The sequence below is a fragment of the Paenibacillus sp. FSL R5-0341 genome (assembly GCF_037975235.1).
In the GTDB taxonomy this organism is placed as follows: domain Bacteria; phylum Bacillota; class Bacilli; order Paenibacillales; family Paenibacillaceae; genus Paenibacillus; species Paenibacillus amylolyticus_A.
This window is the reverse complement of sequence record NZ_CP150241.1, coordinates 3,191,901-3,210,227: the sequence shown is the minus strand read 5'-3', so window position 1 is coordinate 3,210,227 and position 18,327 is coordinate 3,191,901. Positions and strand designations below refer to the sequence as shown.

The 18,327-nt window shown below is 46.4% G+C and carries 13 protein-coding genes; 1 reads left to right on the top strand and 12 read right to left on the bottom strand.

From position 1 onward, the window contains the following. Positions 1-70 precede the first annotated feature (70 nt). The 8 genes from MKX75_RS14370 to MKX75_RS14335 form a co-directional block, all read right to left on the bottom strand. A complete protein-coding gene (locus MKX75_RS14370; protein ID WP_145147748.1) occupies positions 71-1,726 on the bottom strand; it encodes an ABC transporter substrate-binding protein in 1,656 nt (551 codons plus the stop codon). 139 nt (positions 1,727-1,865) lie between these two features. Next, entirely contained in the window at positions 1,866-3,407 is a 1,542-nt protein-coding gene (locus MKX75_RS14365; RefSeq protein WP_339170184.1) for a response regulator, read from the bottom strand. 6 nt (positions 3,408-3,413) lie between these two features. Next, positions 3,414-5,183: a sensor histidine kinase gene (locus MKX75_RS14360; protein ID WP_339170181.1), complete on the bottom strand. Its 1,770-nt coding sequence runs from the start codon at positions 5,181-5,183 to the stop codon at positions 3,414-3,416. Positions 5,184-5,205: 22 nt separating this feature from the next. Continuing rightward, a complete protein-coding gene (locus MKX75_RS14355) occupies positions 5,206-6,318 on the bottom strand; it encodes a helix-turn-helix domain-containing protein (protein ID WP_339170180.1) in 1,113 nt (370 codons plus the stop codon). A 261-nt stretch (positions 6,319-6,579) separates the two neighbouring features. Continuing rightward, positions 6,580-7,419 (bottom strand): SUMF1/EgtB/PvdO family nonheme iron enzyme, encoded by an 840-nt coding sequence (locus tag MKX75_RS14350; RefSeq protein WP_339170179.1) that lies wholly within the window; start codon positions 7,417-7,419, stop codon positions 6,580-6,582. 138 nt (positions 7,420-7,557) lie between these two features. Continuing rightward, positions 7,558-8,193 (bottom strand): glycoside hydrolase family 11 protein, encoded by a 636-nt coding sequence (locus tag MKX75_RS14345; RefSeq protein WP_062834426.1) that lies wholly within the window; start codon positions 8,191-8,193, stop codon positions 7,558-7,560. Between the two features lie 70 nt (positions 8,194-8,263). Beyond that, entirely contained in the window at positions 8,264-9,037 is a 774-nt protein-coding gene (locus tag MKX75_RS14340; RefSeq protein WP_339170178.1) for an alpha/beta hydrolase-fold protein, read from the bottom strand. 48 nt (positions 9,038-9,085) lie between these two features. Further along, positions 9,086-10,369 (bottom strand): SGNH/GDSL hydrolase family protein, encoded by a 1,284-nt coding sequence (locus MKX75_RS14335; protein WP_339170177.1) that lies wholly within the window; start codon positions 10,367-10,369, stop codon positions 9,086-9,088. Positions 10,370-10,659: 290 nt separating this feature from the next. Between MKX75_RS14335 and MKX75_RS14330 the strand changes: the two genes are divergently transcribed. After that, entirely contained in the window at positions 10,660-11,802 is a 1,143-nt protein-coding gene (locus tag MKX75_RS14330; RefSeq protein ID WP_339170175.1) for a glycosyl hydrolase family 8, read from the top strand. Positions 11,803-11,891: 89 nt separating this feature from the next. On the opposite strand, the gene MKX75_RS14325 is transcribed toward MKX75_RS14330, so the two are convergent. The 4 genes from MKX75_RS14325 to MKX75_RS14310 form a co-directional block, all read right to left on the bottom strand. Further along, positions 11,892-13,595, bottom strand: coding sequence for an RICIN domain-containing protein (locus tag MKX75_RS14325; RefSeq protein ID WP_076331161.1), 1,704 nt, complete (start codon positions 13,593-13,595; stop codon positions 11,892-11,894). A 274-nt stretch (positions 13,596-13,869) separates the two neighbouring features. After that, positions 13,870-14,817 carry a carbohydrate ABC transporter permease gene (locus MKX75_RS14320; protein WP_339170173.1) on the bottom strand — a complete coding sequence of 316 codons (948 nt, stop codon included), beginning with the start codon at positions 14,815-14,817 and terminating at the stop codon, positions 13,870-13,872. Between the two features lie 17 nt (positions 14,818-14,834). Further along, positions 14,835-15,680 (bottom strand): sugar ABC transporter permease, encoded by an 846-nt coding sequence (locus MKX75_RS14315; RefSeq protein ID WP_339170171.1) that lies wholly within the window; start codon positions 15,678-15,680, stop codon positions 14,835-14,837. Positions 15,681-15,733: 53 nt separating this feature from the next. Then, positions 15,734-18,310, bottom strand: a complete 2,577-nt coding sequence (locus MKX75_RS14310; protein ID WP_339170170.1) for a DUF5696 domain-containing protein — start codon at positions 18,308-18,310, stop codon at positions 15,734-15,736. Between the last annotated feature and the right edge of the window lie 17 nt (positions 18,311-18,327).

The following is an 18,327-nucleotide window of genomic DNA, read 5'->3' as shown; positions in this document are numbered from 1 at the left end:
CGTCCCGGAAGGCACTCGCCTGAGTAATCCTCTGGTTGATACCTTCCGAGGCAATCATTGCCGTATTTTTTTATTTAACAGACCAGTTCTCGATTCTCCATTTCAGTTGTTCATTAATCCGGTCTTCATAGGATTGCACATTGATTTTCTTGTAAGCGTCTACATATTCGGTCCAAATGTTATCAAACTCATCTGGTTTTGACATGATCGCCTTAGGCAAGAATTTTAAGGAAGTGTCTGTCATTTGCTTGTTTGCTACCGCAGCATCAGAGCCTTCTTTCAGATCGACCTGCCATGCTGGATAGTACACCGGATTCTCTGGTGCAGGAGAGAAGAAATCACTCCATGTTTTGAAGCCGTATGCGTCCAGAAGTTCTTTATCTTCCGGTTTGAGATTGTCATAGAATTCCTCAGGTTGGTTGATCGCTCCAATCGCATTGCCATCTTCAAAGGTTCCTTCCAGCTTCGGTGCCGCAGCATAGAAACCTTCTGCTTTGTTAACCAGTCTCCATGCCGGATCTTCCTGCTCTGTCCGTTGCTCTGGGGTACGATAGAATCTTCCTTCTTCATTTACCTGATAATCTACACCCTCTTCGCCCCATGACAGGAGCTTCTGGTACTTCTCGTCCATAAGCTTATCCAGGAATTTGATGAGTGCGACAGGATCTTCAGCATCTTTACTGATACCAAAACCATTGTTCAAGTTGATGACTGGACGATCCAGATAATGATCTGTAATACTTGTATCATAGACTAGCGGGAAGCCAACGTAAGTCTGGCCAATCTTGCCTTGAGCTACGAGTGGGTCTTCACCGGACTGGAAATTCCAGTGCTGGTCGAACATGCCAAGCACACGTCCCGATGAGATTTTCGCCAAATATTGATCGTAGTTCTGAACAAAGGCTTCTTTATCAAGCAAGCCATCATTATACAATTTGTTCAGTTCCTTATAATAACGTTTGGAGATGTCCTTGTCGGCAAATACACTCGCCACTCCATTCTCATCTACGACCACACCGCCATCATTGGGATGACCCGTAAGATGCTCTGGTGGATTAAGCAATGGGAACGTCCGCCAGTCAGAAGCCAGTGTAGTAAAACCAATCGTCGGTTGACCATCAATGGTTGGATTCTTGGCTGCGTAATCACGGATCAACTGTGTGAATTCATCCAGTGTTTTAGGCGTCGGGTATCCGGCATCCTTCAGTACGGACTTCTGAATCCAGAAGGCAGGGCCAGAATAATAGTTACTAATGAACTCCCCTGTATACACGCCATAGTTAGGCAACCAGTAAATATGTCCGTCACTGGAGTCTTTCATCCGGTTCCAATCTTTACCGAAATGCTTCTTCAGATTGGGTGCATGCTCCTCGATCAGATCTTCCAGCGGAATGACCGCGCCGGCTGAGACCAATTTGGTGTCTGCTGTGATCAAGTCAGGGAAATCGCCGCCGGCGATCATAACGCCGAGCTTCTGTTGAAGATCACCTACCAGAAACTCCATCTCAAGATTGACGCCGAGTTCATCCTGGATCTTCTTGTAGATTCGGTTATCTTTAGCTGGCGCCTGATTCGGCGTTCCGATAAAGGCCGAGATGTTCAATACCTCTTTACCATCCGGTGTAGTCGCTTTCTCATTGTCACCACTGCATCCTGCCAGTGCCAAACTTAAAGCCAGAACGAGTGATACGGAACCCCAAAGCTTCTTTTTCTTCAGTCCCCCCATGTACTTGCCCTCCTTGGAAGTGGTATGTCTTACTGTTTTTAGTATGAATAAATGTATGCGGTTACAAAATATATACATTTAAGTTCCTCCCCCCTGTAATTTCAGGTCTTATTCAAGAGGGGTTCTTTTCTTGAGCAGATCAAGTCGTGAACTTTTGCCTGTATTCCAAAGGTTTCATGGCTGTTCGTTTTTCAAAATGTCTGAGAAAATGCTGGTAACTACGATACCCTACCTGTTCTGCAATGGCACTTGATGTCTGATTCGTCTCCTGAAGCAGACGCTTCGCTTCTTCCATTCGCAGATCATGCACCACCTCTATTACACCCTTGCCGTACTTACGTAAGAAAGATTGGCCTAAATGGACAGGGTTCACGTAGAATCGTTCTGCGAGCTCCTGGATCGTAAAGGTCTCCCTGTAGTAGGTCTGCACATATTCAGCCACCTTAGCCTGAATGCCCCCGACTTGCCTCTCACGCAGAATAGCCAGTTCCGATTTGCATTGCAAAAAGAAGTGTTCCAGATTGCCAGCAACCTCTTCTATATTTCGATGACTCTTCTCCAGAATGCGGCTCGCCGATTCGTTCATCAGTCCATTAGGCTCTCCTCCCAATTCTTTACATAGGGAAAGTCCGCGGAACATAATGTGTGTGGAAAAAATATGTACAATCTCTGGTGCAGCCTTCATCTGCAGAAACAGTTCAAAGACATCACGAATGGAACTTGAGAGTTCATCTACAGATCCGTTCTCAAGCAGATCGGCAATACGATCAACCTCTGACATGGTTTCCGGATCAAATTGCCATTTCTCCAGCTCGATATCTTCGGCAAACAAAAGACGCTCTTGATTAAAAAACAAATAACGTCCAACTTCCTGTGCGGAGTGGAAGGATTCAGACAAATGTTCCAGATTGCTGGTCATTAATCCGACGGCGATATGAATATCTTCACAACCATTATTTTGCATGTTGTTCAATAAGCGCTGTGTAAAAGCTTTAATTGCTTCTGATGCCTCGCTTCTGCTAGGCTCCTCCTCCCCCCATACAAGTCCTAATGCGTCTCTTGTTCTGTCTAGCACATAACAACAGGTTGTTCCTCCAGCCGTTTGTTCAGCCACTGAGCAGGCCTCCTGAATATCTCCTTGAAAAGTAATCCGCAGGTAAGTCCAATGGGACTTATTTAAATGAGGAACGATCTCTGAGATCTCCTGCTCCGATATATTCTGTTTATCCCGGATCAGTGTGGACAAATATGCTTTGATCTTTTGCACCTTTGCATGTTCCCGAATACGTTCCTGCTTTTCACGTTCCTGCAAATGTAGACGGAGGCGTTCCAGCATCTCCTCTGCTTCTGTACTGTCAACCGGCTTGGTTAAATAGTTAGAGACACCTAATCGGATAGCTTGTCTGGCATAATTAAAGTCACTGTATCCACTCGTGATGACAAACAGCACGGATTCATGCTCCAAACGTCGTGCTTCTTCGACCAGCTCCAGCCCATTCATGACAGGCATACGAATATCTGTCACCACGAGATCAGGTTGGTCTTGTTGTATCATCCGAATGGCTTCCTCACCATTGGCACATACACCTCTGATTTCAAAACCATACTTTTCCCAGTTGATTAGAAGTTGTAATCCTTCAATGGCATACGGTTCATCGTCTACTAACAGCACTTTATACATGAGAGTTTACCTCCTATTTCCTCTTTCCAGCTTGGAGATTGGTATACGGTAACCCGCGATAGTCTCCTTTCCAGGCACACTACTTAGATCAAAGATCGCATTCCCTTCATAAAAGAGTTCCAATCTGCGATATACATTTCGTAGTCCTACATGCTCGCCATTTCTGGGTCTTTCAGAACGAATATCTCGCAGGAGCTCGGTTAGTCTCCCTGCATCCATCCCGATTCCATTATCAATCACCTGAATAACCAGTTCAGAAGCGTTTCGTCTCGCCGTTATCTTGATCTCTCTTCCATTTTTTCGCGCCTGCAAGCCGTGTTTGCAGGCATTTTCGACGAGCGGTTGAATACTCATTCGGGGAATGAGCAACGAAGCTGCATCAGGATCAACCTCGAAGGTGTAATCAAACAGCTCTCCGAAGCGAAACTTCTCAATCTGGAGATAAAGATTCGTAAATTGCAGCTCTTCCTGCAAAGGAATCAGATTGTCAGAATGACTGAGTAGCTGTCTCATCAGCATGGACAGACTTTTAATAATCTCAACTACTTCCGTATATCCATTCTTTGTACTAACGACCAGCAAGGCATTCAATGTGTTAAATAAAAAATGGGGATTCATCTGACTCTGGAGCATGGACAATTCAGTCCTCACTTGATCCAACTCCAAATCTTTTTGACGGATTTCCAGTTTATATACGTCATTAATAAGCGTATGAATTTTACCAATCATGATATTAAATGTACGAATAAGCCCGCCGATTTCGTCGCGGCCTTCGTGAATTTCAATCAGATCGAATCGTTCGTTACGAACCTTCTCCATATGTCTGGATAACTTGCGAATCCGATAGTGGTAGGAACGTAAAATAATGTAGATCAATACAGAGGGGACCACGATACTTAATGCAAGCAACCCCAGAATTGATTTAAAGGCTTCTTGCAAAAGGTGGTCAAGGTGACGCGTATCGGCAACTCCTATCAATTTCCAACCCTTTAGGTAGGCTAGATTCCCCAACGACTTCTCGAGCGTGTAAGCAGAATTGCCAGATTCCTTGGCTATTGAATCGTTATCCGAGTTGGATAAATCGGTTTCGCTAAATTCCCCACTTGAAACGACAGTACGATTGTTGCTGTCCACCAGGCGCAGCTGAAGACTGTCTGATTCACGATTTAAAATGCTATATATCCGGCTAACTTCCAGATCAATCTTGGAATATTTCGCATAATTCGCATACGAGGTATAGGTATCCATTTTGCCAATCACACTGATCCTTCTTCCGGCGTTAAATCCAGATGGTTCAATATAGTCCACGACCAGAATGCCACCGCTGGTGGATTTCAGCTGTTTTAATCCGGGAAGTATATTCTTGTCATTCATCACGATATAATGGCTTCCGGTTTGAATAGTATCGTTCTCGGTAAAGATGCGCACCTCCAAAATATTGGCCGACATATAACGTGTTAATTTATCTCGCAGAAATGCATGGTACTCGTTGTAATAATCCACAGGGGAACGATAAGTTCGATCAAGTAGCTCATAGAGTGAATCGTCTGCTGCAATGATTCGGCTCAGAGCTACGCTCTCATCAATCATGCCCAGCAGTTCCCCCGCAGCCCTGTCGATAGATTTACGCAGATTTTCCTGTTCTCGAATCTTGATGTCTGCAGAGGTTCGTTGATAAAAGAAGATATTAATCGTTATTACCGGAAGGAGGATGCTAAGTACATAAATAAGCAGAAATTTGGATCGGAGAGGAATATCATTAACGTTACGAAACATCCAGAATTTATGGCGCATGTGATCACCCTTGGTTTTTGTTTTTATATACGGATGGAAGCTCCCCTGTATGCGCTCTGAATTTTTGAGTAAAATACTCGGCATCATGATACCCAAGCTTGAATGCTATGTCAGTGATTTTCATGTTGGTACGTCGCAGAAGTTTGCGTGCCTCCTCAACTCGAAGCTGGTGCACATAGTCACTGAAACTGACTCCCATCTCTCGCTTGAATTGCTGGCCCAGATAGGCAGAATTAACGTGAATACGATTAGCGACATCTTGCAATTTAATTTTACTTCGGTAGTGTTGCTTCAGTTCATGGACTGCTTCCGCAACAAGGCCCCCTGTACCCAACTTTTTCAGATCAGACTGGGATAGTTGCTCAGATATCCGAACACAGAGCTCTTGCAATGTGCCGGAAGACCAACTTGCAGTCTCATGCCATTCCTTCTCGCATAATATTTCTCTGCAAACCTCCCTTTTTCCATATTTTCGTAGCAGATCGCCATGGATATATCGGATGACATGGTGTATCCATTCCAATGAAACCTCTGCCTTCTCAGTCATCAGTAGCAATTTATTCACGGCATTATCGATCGGATCTGTGTCTCCCGCTTCAATTAATGTCAATATGTCTTTAGCGATATTCATCATTTGCTCTAAATCATATTCTTCGCTTACGCGTCGTTCATCAAGATGATCTACATGAACATCATCTGTAAACGTGAGATCATCCTGCTGATGGAGCTCTTCTCTGCGTTTGTCCAGAGGCTCAATCATTTCCATAAGAATTTGATGAATTTCCTCAGGGACAAGAGGTTTAAGCACATATTGATCAACCTGATACCGTATCGCTTGTTTGGCATAATTAAAGTCGGAGTATCCTGTAACAATAACAATTTTTGAAGTGTAGGCAAGATCCTCACGCAAGGTATGGATCAAACCCAGACCATCCATAACAGGCATTTGGATATCAGTGACCACAAGATCCGGTTCAACAGCATTGAATAAAGAAAGTGCTTCTTCTCCATCCGTTGCTGTTCCACAGAGTTCATACCCACAAGCTTGCCAGTCGATCATCGTTCTCCATCCTTCTAGCATAAACGGTTCATCATCCGCGACAATAACTTTATACATTACCTCACCTGCCATTCCTCCGTGATCACTTACATGAAAATCGTTTATATGGAGTAGTAGATTCCCGTCGTTCTCGAACACACTAAACAGCAGAACAACTGCAGGATTGTTGTCTGCTCGCCCAACTCGAAGAACCCAACGTTCATCATATGCAATTCAAGTGTAACGCTTACAATTGCACACAACAACCTGAGGAATTATAGGTTTTCACCCGATGAAGTATAGGTTGAACTGTGGGCTTGCCCCTTTCGGAAAAGGAGGTTATTCTCCACGCACGATTCGAAATCCTTGATCAGGACCATAACCATTCGCATCGAATTTACCTCGGAATAAGATTTCATTGTTATTGACGCCGCCAATCCAACCACCGCCTTTTACAACTCGCCAAGAATGATCTGCACTCTCTGAATCACTGTACCAGTCCCAGCACCATTCTCTCACGTTTCCAGACATATCATAGATTCCTAACTCATTAGGCTTCTGAGTACCGACCTTTTGGGTTTGATTACGATTGCTCTCAATAGCGGGCCAGCTCCAGTCACCAGTCAGTACGGTGTCACCAGCATTTTTCCAGTACCAAGCCACTTCATCCGGATTATTACTTCCACTGTAGGTGTAATCTAAGCTCTTTTGACCTCCGCTTGCAGCGTACTCCCATTCTGCTTCTGTTGGTAAACGGTAGCCGTTAGCATCCTCATTCATCGTTACGGTCCATTTTATATTGTCGTTTTCATTGTGATTATTCTTGTCCTGTGTGTCTTTGTCTATATTGTAATAAGGTTTCAGGTTCTCTTTGATGCTCTTTTGATTACAGTATTCCACGGCATCATACCAGCTCACCATCTCAACGGGCAGGTCATCTCCCTTGAAGCCAGACGGGTTTTCCCCCATGACCTCCATCCATTCTCGTTGCGTCACTTCGTATTTGCTAATATAGAAGGAATCCATCGTTTCATTTCGTTCAATTTGACTTGACTTACTGTTCTTGAACGCTCCTTCTTCGACGAATACCATATCATCATTTAATTCAGAATTACTCGCTGAACAGGCACTTAGACTAACAACCATGGCGATTAAAGTTAACCATACCAGCTTTCTCATTTGACTATCCTCCTATGCTAAGCTTGAATTCAGGAACGTCGAGGGCCGTTAGTCTGGTGAATAGCGGTCCTCAACGCTTCCGGAATACATTAATTCCCAATGAAAATGCAGACATTCATCTGCATCAGATCGTCATTTTTACCAAACAGTTACGTTAGCACTTCCGCTGCTCTGATAACCCTCCGTCGCCATCACCTGATAGGACCAACTATTTCCAAGGTTCATCCCTTTGCTTGCCCAAGCATTCACATGATTGCTGAACGTAATGGTAGAGTTGACTCCAATCGGTCTCTTGGACTGTCTAACACTCCAATACTGAGGGAAGGTCTGCGTACCATCAATGGAAGGTGCATTGTATCTCATCGTTGTATAGATGTCGTATGTGCCGCCATCACTAGTCATAGAGCCCTTGTACGTTCCGGTTGGACGATACGTTCCCCAGCTATCCACCACGTAGTATTCAATTAGAGCGTTTCTGGTCCAACCATAGAAGGTCAGGTATCCGTTACCCGATGGAGAGAATACACCTGCATTGTAATTGACTACACGATTCGGCGTGCCAGATGTCCACCCTTTCCCGACCACAAAGTTACCTACATTCTGCCAATTCACGCTGTAATTCCCGCCCGATCCATTCACGGCGTTGACCGTACCTCCGCCATCTGTCCAATTTTGCCAATAATCTGTTGCAGCGCTGGATGTTGCTGCAAAGACGCCAAAACTCATGGAAGCTGCAAGAACAACAGTCATTAATTTTTTGCTGAATTTGAACATAGGATGGTACCTCCTGATATTTTAATAGATTTAGGTGAAACGCCAACCGATATGAGATTCCCCGGCGGTTTTACTTGAAAAGACGTTGCGACAACAGATACAGATCGTTCTTCCACACGGGCCAGTCATGTCCTCCACTTTCCTCATGCCAAATGTGAGGCACTCCGTGTTGGGTGAGATACTGATGAACTCCGAGACTGATGTTGATGAGATTGTCCTGATCACCGCAAGAGAGCCATAACAGTGAGAGAAGTGACGTGGCTTCCGATGGATCGGGAACTAGAACCTCTGGTGTTCTGGTATTTGGAGCTGCGGAAAAAGCACCGACCCAGGCGAAATGGTCGAGATTGCCTAGCCCAATATTCAAGGACTGACCTCCGCCCATAGATAAACCGGCAATGGCCCTTTTGTCCCGGCTTGTGTGCACAGGATAGTTGGACTCGATGTAAGGTATTAAATCATGAAGCAGATCGGATTCAAATCTTTCAAATGCCTGGATTTTCTCAGGAGCAAACAGGTCTCCTTCCGCCCGATCATTAACCATGGCACGACCGTTAGGGAAGACCACAATCATCGGCTCAAGCAAATTATCGCTGCACAGATTATCCAGAATAATTTGCGGAGATCCATGATTATGCCATTCGGCTTCGTCTCCACCAATACCGTGCAACAGATAGAGTACAGGATACGCATTGGTAGAAGAGTATTGTGGTGGAGTGTACACCATCGCTTTACGCGAATTTCCCACCGTTGTTGAAGGATAGTCTATAATTTCCATTACCCCGCGCGGTATATTCTCCCGGTATTGGTCGTATCCCGCTGGTGCTGATGATATCAATGTCATTCTCCTTTCTCTCCGAACATTTCACTACGAGTGACTATCAACCCTCAGTTAATCCACATAGCCAAAGCCCAAAATGGTGAAGCATTTATGTTCATGGCCTTCTGCCATTTCAATCTCAATGGAGTGCTCTCCAACATGCACTTCGTTAAGCAGGAGTGTGGCATGACAATGGGTCCAGTTCACCTGACGTGGATCGACTTGTTTGACGAATTTCCCATCTATCCTGATCTGTGCGGTTCCAACTTCGTCGTGACCAGAGTCCTTGAAGACCAGGATAAGTCGTTTGCATCGCAAACTTATCTTAAAGCTGCGCTGGGCATCGTTTCCTTCTCCCGTTCGCATCCAGTTGTTGGGGAACTGGGGTGTACCATAGTCATGAGCATCCATCTCCGCCATCTGCAGATCCGTATCCGTTTTATCAAAAGAACCTGCATCGATTCGGGCGATATCGTTGCCGTTTTTCCGATCCAACAACTTTACATCCACAAAGTCATTTCCAATTAACGGCGCTTTTTCAATATCATGATCTTGCTCGTCCCACTCAGAGCGATTCGTCACGTCGAACAAGTATTCCAAACTATCGGCCATGATCCGATGCCCCAAGTTAGTCGGATGATATATATCATGGAAAAATTGCTTTTTGGAAATAACGTTGCCCTCACCTTTTGTCTTGTGGAACTGAGCTACGACAGCGTCCTTTACACTTACCATTGGCAGGTCATAGTGCCAGCCCACCGGAGCGAGACGATCCTGAAGATTCCAGTCATTTTCGAATACACTGAATAACAAGATGACCGCTGGCTTGTTATCGGCAGCAAGTGCTTTGAGCACCAGACTCTCGTAACAATTGCCTTGGGTTTCATCGTCTGCGTCATTGACTGCGAATTCGATAATCACAATATCCGGCTGAACGATACCTTCCCGTAGCACATCCCGGTCATAGCGTACAATCCCCAGTTCTGAAGGTGTACCACCCACACCTGCTTTAATTAGATGTACCGGACTCTCTTTTGAAAGCGCAAACATAAACTTGAACGACTCATACGACCGATAAGCGTAACTTTGGAGATGAATCGGTGCCGAACCAGCACCTTGGGTAATGGAACCTCCAATGAAAGCCATCGCAACAGGCTCGCCGTTTTTTGCCTTCTCAATAGCTCGTTTTAATCTGACATTATTCCCTTTGTTCAGAAGAGATCGGGTAATCATATCGCGATATCCATGTGATTCAAAGTCAATATCAGGCTTGACTATCGACTCTGTCACTCCCACTGGATCCCGCGGTGCAGTGAATTCCGTGTTCCCACCTGTGTCTCCTGAATCCTGAAGCATAACTCGCCGTCACCTCCTTTCCGCTAGATTCTGATCATTCTCGAACAACATGTGAAGGATCACAGCTTGCGTTATGATTAGTTCAGGTGTGATCCTTCTCCCAAAGTGTATCCCTTACATAATTTTACAACAACCTGGCAAAGTATAGAATTTTTACCACTATATCATTTCAAGTTGACTAGCATAACACATCGAATCGAACACCTATAATTTTTCATGTAAACGCTTTAATTTGTATACTATTTCCATGTTATAATTTTTGAAAACCACATTGACGAAGGAGAGTATCCATGAATATCACGGGACAGGATGCATTGCATACGCGTACATATACGAATCTGTTTCTCGAATTAGGCTATGATGAGAATGAAATTACCACCAGATTGGAAGACACATGGAAAGAGTTGTTTTATGGCGATGAGAATACTCGAATATACTATCCCATGGATGAGGACAAAGGCTATTTGCTGGATACCGGTAATTTCGATGTTCGCTCTGAAGGTATGTCTTATGGCATGATGATGGCTGTGCAAATGGACAAAAAAGAAGAATTTGACCGACTCTGGAATTTCTCCCACACGTTTATGCAGCATACCGAGGGTCGATACAAAGATTACTTCGCTTGGCATTGCAAGCCTGACGGAACACGCTTGTCGCAAGGACCGGCGCCGGACGGTGAAGAGTTCTTTGCCATGGCGCTTTTTTTTGCCTCCAACCGCTGGGGCGATGGCGCTGAACCTTATGATTACAAGGCACAAGCCCGCAAGATCCTTAGTGCCTGTATACATCAGGGCGAAGACGGCGAAGGTGACCCCATGTGGGACCCGGAAACAAAACTGATCAAATTCATACCCGAGACACCGTTTAGCGATCCCTCCTACCATCTGCCTCATTTTTATGAACTGTTCGCTATATATGCGGATGACGCTGATCAGGCTTTTTGGAATGAAGCGGCGGCAGCAAGTCGGGCTTATCTGCATACAGCTTGCCATCCCGTAACCGGACTTTCACCTGAATACGCGAACTATGACGGCTCTCCGGCTCCAATACAGCCACATGGAGATTTCAGGCATTTTTACAGTGATGCATATCGTACTGCTGCCAATATTGCGCTGGACTGGGAGTGGTTCCGCAAGGATCACTGGCAGATCGAACAATCCAACCGGATTCAATCCTTCTTCAGTGATATTGAAATGTCCGATTATCGTCGTTATACAATAGAAGGTGAACCCTTCAACGAAGCTTCACTGCATCCTGTAGGTTTGCTGGCTACCAATGCCATGGCTTCACTTGCTGCTGATGGTCCACATGCTGACACATTCGTTCGTAAGTTCTGGAACACACCTCTGCGTCAGGGAGAGCGACGTTATTACGACAATTGCCTGTATTTTTTCAGCATGCTCGCACTGAGCGGCCGATATCGTATTTACTAACATCAATGATCTGTATACGACTATTTCTAAACGCAAAAACGGACTCCACTCGCAGAACATGCGAATGGGGTCCGTTTTCTATTGTTGATTTAGTTGTTAACAGCAATAAACTTCCATTGCTGGTTCGTTGCATTCGTAAAAACGTTTTGTTGCAATTTCGCTCCGTCTGCCGTCGAGGACGCTGTTACCTCCACCGCTTTGTTGCTGTTCACGTTGATGATACTCCAGTATCCGTTTCCAAGGTCATTCACTTTGAAATGCTGAGCGGTTGTGTTCAGATTGCCCATGAGCTGGACCACTTCCCCATTGGTGTTGGTACCGTTGCGAATGTCGATGACTTTGTCAGGTGAGTTCACACTTGTCAAAGTGTAGTTTCCGCTGCCGATCGAGGTCAGTACCCACTTCTGAGGGTTGCCGCCCAGATCACTCCACTGCTGGAGCTGAAGATTGTTTTCGTTTTGACCACCTGGGACATCAATAACCTTGTTGGAATGCCGGGCTACAATTTTATAGGTTGCACCGGATACAAGACCTGTTGTTGGTCCACCTGTTCCACTGCCCGGGTAAGTCTGAGCACGTTCATGGTACCAGTTGAACAGGAAACGTCCCATGGCACTCCGTGAAGCATCTCCATCCCATTTCAGTCCAGCCGTTGGGTCGGCAAAGGAGCTTCGTGGTCCTTCACTTAGAATGAATCCGTTCATATGAGCTGCAATGCTGACATTGCCTGCTGCGTTAAAGATTGTTTTGGTATTCGTCCCAAAACCTTCATTGCTGCCATTAAACAAGTTCCAATAGGCCGAATCGCCAGGTTTGTTTTTAAACCAGGTTACCTCGGTAATATTAATCGGATACTTGTCAGCGGCTGCCTTCACGTTGGTATTCCACTGGTCTTGCAGGATAGAGAAGTTGTCATATGCGCCGTAACCAGGGTACCAGTGAACCGCATATCCATAGTTATTGAGCGGATCAGTCAATGGATGGCTTGCCGTCAAGCTGTAAAATTGGTTGTATCCCAGACCTGCCGCCCAGATGACATTGTCCGCACCTTTGCTGCGAATCGTTGAAATCATGGAATTTTGGAAATTACGCAAGTCATTCCAGTGATCCACAAAGTCATTTTCCCCGTTGTATCCACCCCAATGTCCATTGGCATAGGATTTCACTGGTTCGTTGATCAGTTCGAAGTGAACGTTGTCTGCACTTTTGATCTCCGGGCGTGAAGCGAGATAACCCCAGATTTCGTTGAATTTTTGCAGGTTGGCAGGTGTTGTTGCCTGATCATCCTTCAATGTGAAGTCCAGTCCCAGGACAACATAGACACCTTTTGTTTTGGCATATTGAATGTACGGAATAATTACATTTTGCGTAACGGTCTGCACACCGGCAAAGTTATATGTACCAGCAGCCACATCTCCCATGTCCTGACGATCGATGAACAGACGTACCTGATTCATATTCCAGCCATGATTGCTTCCATATTTCGGGCTGGTGTCCGCAAATGTATCGGTAATGTCTTTCAGATAAGCCAGTGTAGCTGCATGACGGTTATTGCCGTGCAGGTTGAGATAATAATTGCTGTCCTGATATGTCCAGTAGGCACCTGAAGGTTGATGCCAACCGTTCAGAAGCACAGGCTGGTTGTTGCTGTTCACCAGGTTTTTGCCGTTTACGTGCAGCTTGCCCATCGGCATGCCCACCCATGCTTCGGCGCGACTGCCTCCCCATGGAGCAATTGTGATCAATAAAGCCAGAACGAGTACAAGTTTACAAGATGTCATGAACTTCTTCACTTTAATTCCTCCTGATCTGATATATTGCCTTGCCATATTGCGAGGTAAGCTCCGTCAGAGTATCTCTGATCAAACATATCGCTCAGTCGGTGCCCGCTCCCGCAATCCGTTCCACACCAGCAGGGGGATTCTGCGTAGGGAAGGATCGCGGTTCTGGTGTAAGCAGACGTTCATGAGATTGTTGCATGCCCCCTTTTCACAGATGGAATATTGCATGAAGTTCCTCCTCCCTCTTCCATGTCTGAACCACTTCGAGTGAACAGGAGAACTTAACTTAACCGACGATTCCCGTACGCTCTACACTCTCTACGAAATATCGTTGCACAAACAAATAGATGACGATCAAAGGCAGAATGGCAAGAAGAATTCCTGTATCCTGGATCATGCTCAGATAGAATGGATCGGCCTGGGAAGCTGCACCGTCAGTAACCTGCTGGGCCAGATTATACGGAAGGGACGATAACTGGGTTGACATGACTTTACTTGAAGTCAGATAAGTTGTCGTATAAAAGCTGTCGTTCCACTGCCATACGAAGGAAAACAGCATGACTGTTACCATGGACGGAATGGCATTAGGCAGCATGATTCTTGAAAATGTTCGTCCGATGCCCGCGCCGTCTACATAGGCCGCCTCCTCCACTTCCTTCGGAATACCTCTGAAGAATTGCCGGAAGATAAAGATGTACAAGCCGGCTTTAAGTGAATTGGCCGTAATCGCTGTCAGAATAAACGGCCAATAGGTATTAAGCAAATTAACAGGTTTGCCGGTTATAAGCGTCATAAGCCCCATCAGGTCAAAGCTTTTCAGATTCAGGTATACCGGAATGAGAATGGTCGTTGGCGGTACAAGAATCGTCAGAATTACACCAGCAAACAGCCAGTTGCTTCCCCTAAATTTCAGTCTGGCGAATCCGTATCCTGCAAGTGCACAGGATGCTGTAGTCAGCAGTGTAGTCGTTGCAGACAGGGCAAACGTATTAAACAGCGTTGCCCAGTAATCCATTACGCGTATCGCCTCTTTGAAATTGTCGATGGAGAAGTTCTGTGGAATCCACACCACCACTGCTGAATACAGATCACCTTTAGCTTTGATGGATGTGGAAACCTTCTGAAATATGGGAAACAGGATAACGAAGGAAAGCCCGGTAATCAGAACGAATCGGATCATGGCCCACAGCCAGCCTTTCCAATGCTCCAGCGATAATAATCGTGATGTTGTCACGTGGGACACCCTCCTTTCTAATCTTGATAGAAGACTCGCTTCGAGAAAATGATGTTTACGATAACCAGAATGATGGCAATGGCCAGAAAGTAGACCCATGCCATGGCAGAACTTAATCCAAAATCAAATTTGACGAATCCGGTATCCCGGATCAGTTCTGTCATGGCGTTATTGGCAAACGAATCAATGATCGTATAGATCGCATTGACAAAAATAAGCGGGCTGACCATTGGGAACGTAATTTTCCAAAAGGCTTCATAACCCGTCGCCCCTTCCATCTTCGAAGCCTCATACAATTGAGGGGAAATCGTCTGGATTCCTGCCAAAAAGATCAAAATCTGTACACCGGATTGACTGACGATCTGATAGATCCGATCTACGGCGCTGCTCAGATACGTGACGATCCAATCGCTCACTCCGGCGTTAACCATCAGATTTTCGAGTTCAAATGTCCCGAGTGCACTTCCACCGGTGCTGCTCTGATTAACCGCTTCAATCAGGCTGGTGCTCTCCAGCGTCATAATTACTCCCGATGCGAGAATAACGGGCAGGAAAAAGATCGACCGCGCTACAGCCCGGCCCCTGAACTTCTGATTCAGGATGACGGCAAGGAACAGACTGAATATAACGATAAGTGGTACGTTGATGAGTACGTCTGTGATCGCCTCAATTAACGCACGGTTAAAGCTTGTATTGACGGTCAGCGCCTGAATGTAATTGGCAACACCGTTGAACTGAATGGCTATGCCTTCCGCGTTAGCCTGAATTGTACTCATGCTGTATCGCAGAGAGGCTAACAGCGGGATGAAGAAAAACAACACAAAACCAATGAGCCAGGGAAGCACGTAGATTACGCCCCACATGGCTTTCTGCTGAGCATACGTACGACTTCCCCATTTCCATTTCAGGAGCGTCTTCAGAGCTGCTCACCACCAGTCACATAGCTTTGGGCTTCCACTGTATCGTTGTCAACTTCTACAGGGAAGTCGTTATAATTGACGATTACGAACCCGCCACCTTCATATGTTGTCCGGAAGACGCCCTCCTCCAGGGATTCATGAGATATCATGGAACGTCCGGCAAACGGTTGGTTCACCTGGTTCACCTCGTTGTAGATCTCGGCAGCCAGGTCAATCCACTGTTCATAATTCGCCGCGTAGAGATCATCATAATCCGTTTCTTTCACAACATGGTTTGGCGCATTGAACCATGCAAAGTAAGGACTGGCTCCATATTCAATCAGCTTCAGCACATATTGCCTTGCATTGGTATATGTGGAGAGATTGTATGGCGTCCCCGTATAACCGATGCTGCCGTGTACAACGAGCTGATAGAACGGAATCTCTTCATCCTCCAGCTTGAAACGACTGCTGGTCATCGGCGCATCTGTCAGACCTGTTACATACGGCAGAGCATAAGCATTCCCGCCTTCAGCAACAAGCGAGCCAGCCTGCTGCCCGATCTGTTCAAGTGCCTTCTTCACGGAGCCGAGCGCTTGTGTTCGGTCCACCAGCTTTTTCGGATTCATATCGCTGTTTAACTGAGCTGCCAGATCATTCAGGCTTAGCGACAGTCCGTCCTTTTGAAGGGACCTCAGCTCATCTAACATGTCTGCTGTCACGTCCTCCAGCATGTTGGGCGAAAGCACATAGGATGGTGATCGATCCCGGTCCCGCCGCTGGATGGCCTGGTTCATCGGATATAAGACCGCCGGTTCCTGAGTTAATGTGCGTGAAGCTTCTTTGGACGGTTTAAACCCTTTTTTGGATTGCACATTCAGCAGAGTGATGTCGGGATAGAAGCCGATACCCGCTTCTTGTGTGTATGCGCTGAAATCCCGCAATCCCTTTTTCCCGCCTACCGCGCCATCTACTTGGATGGAATCCGGCAGTCGATGATGAAGTCCGCCGTTAAGCCATCCCGCATAGCGCACCTGAATATTGGATACCTTCTTCTCCGTCAAGGCGGAGAGAATGTTTTTGGCTTCATCAAACGTGGTCAAAGCCTCCGTTGAATCATACGGTATGCCAAGCATATGCTGCCTTGTTGTCATGCCACCGAACAGTTGCAGATAAAAGGGAACGTTACTCTGCTCCTTGCTGGCATTCAGCTCGGGAAGTCCGCCGTTTTGCACCAGATAATCCCGATAGAGAGATGCAAGCCCTGAGTACGAGGCCTTATCCGCCCCCACAAAAGCATATCGAACGACGAAGTCGGACGCGGTCGGTTTCTTCTGGAATTTCGGAAGTGTACGAACCATATCACTTGCCTGAAGCGTCACATCGCTCTTGTTAACCACATAGAAGCTTGGATATACGTTGTTGTAACTGTTCAGTTTGCCGCTGATATCGGCATTCACAACGGCAACGGCATCCCCTTCTTCAATAATGCCCAGGAAAGCTCCCTCTTTCCGAATCAGTCCAAATACCGGCAACCTGGCTCTGGCTTCATTCGAACTTGCTTCGCGCAGTTTCATGGTCATATCCGGTCCGTATATGTCTTGTTGATAGGCAGGATACTGCAGCTTGCCATTGTTAAAATGGATCAGCGCTCCCGAACCGTCCGGCACCAGTATGGAGCCCTCTTCATCTGAACCCCCGGCCCCGAAATATTCCATTACAGATATGCTGTTGATCGGATATTCCTCCGGAAAATGAATGCCCGAGGACGGAACACGTACAAGCAGATCCTCTCCATCCAGCTCATATTCCATCGTAAGCATAAACAGCCGTGGTCCACTTCGTTCCTCTTCAATGCCGAACTCAGCATGATCCTGAACCAGATCCTCTGGTGTGTAACCCGCTGTGTCAAAAGCCTTCAAGGCCCGGGACAACTGTAATCCTTGCATCGCCTTATCAATCCGGACGTAAGCGCCTTCATCCTTGTCTTCCGCATAGCCGACCTTCAAGGCCCGTTGCCCGGCTTTGTCTAGCTGTGCAAGCAGCTTTTGTTCAAATCGCTCCTTGCTGATCTTCATCGGCAAGTCTTCTATAGATCGCTCAGTGCTTCCAAACTGGTAGCGGACCCGCACGCCGCTTGGCAGCACCTCGTAGCTTATCTGCTTGTGTGCAACACTATCCGTGAAGGAATTCACGGTGCTGCTCTGTCCGAGGCTGTTGAAGAAGCTGAGCTTTGTTTGTGATGACAAAAGGTCTTTGTTTATCCCGGCTGCAACCCCATCCTGCTCACGATCTGCAGGATTGCTGCGCCAGATCTGGCCGCTCTGCGTGTGAATCACTGCAATCTCGGCAGTCTCTTCGTTAATGAACAACTGCAGCGCAGCATTCTGCGCAATGCCTACCATGCCGGGAAGGCGGACATCGCTGAACGATGATTTCAGTTTCTCTCCGGGAGGCAGGGAAGGAAAGTCCGTCTGATCTGCAGCAGTCACTGTCTCGTGAGCGAGCGGTGTTGGCGAGAATTGACAACCACCAAGAAGCAGACTGCTCGCGAGCAGCATTCCTGTTATTTTTTTGGCTACGGCATATTTCATAACAAATTCCTCCTCCC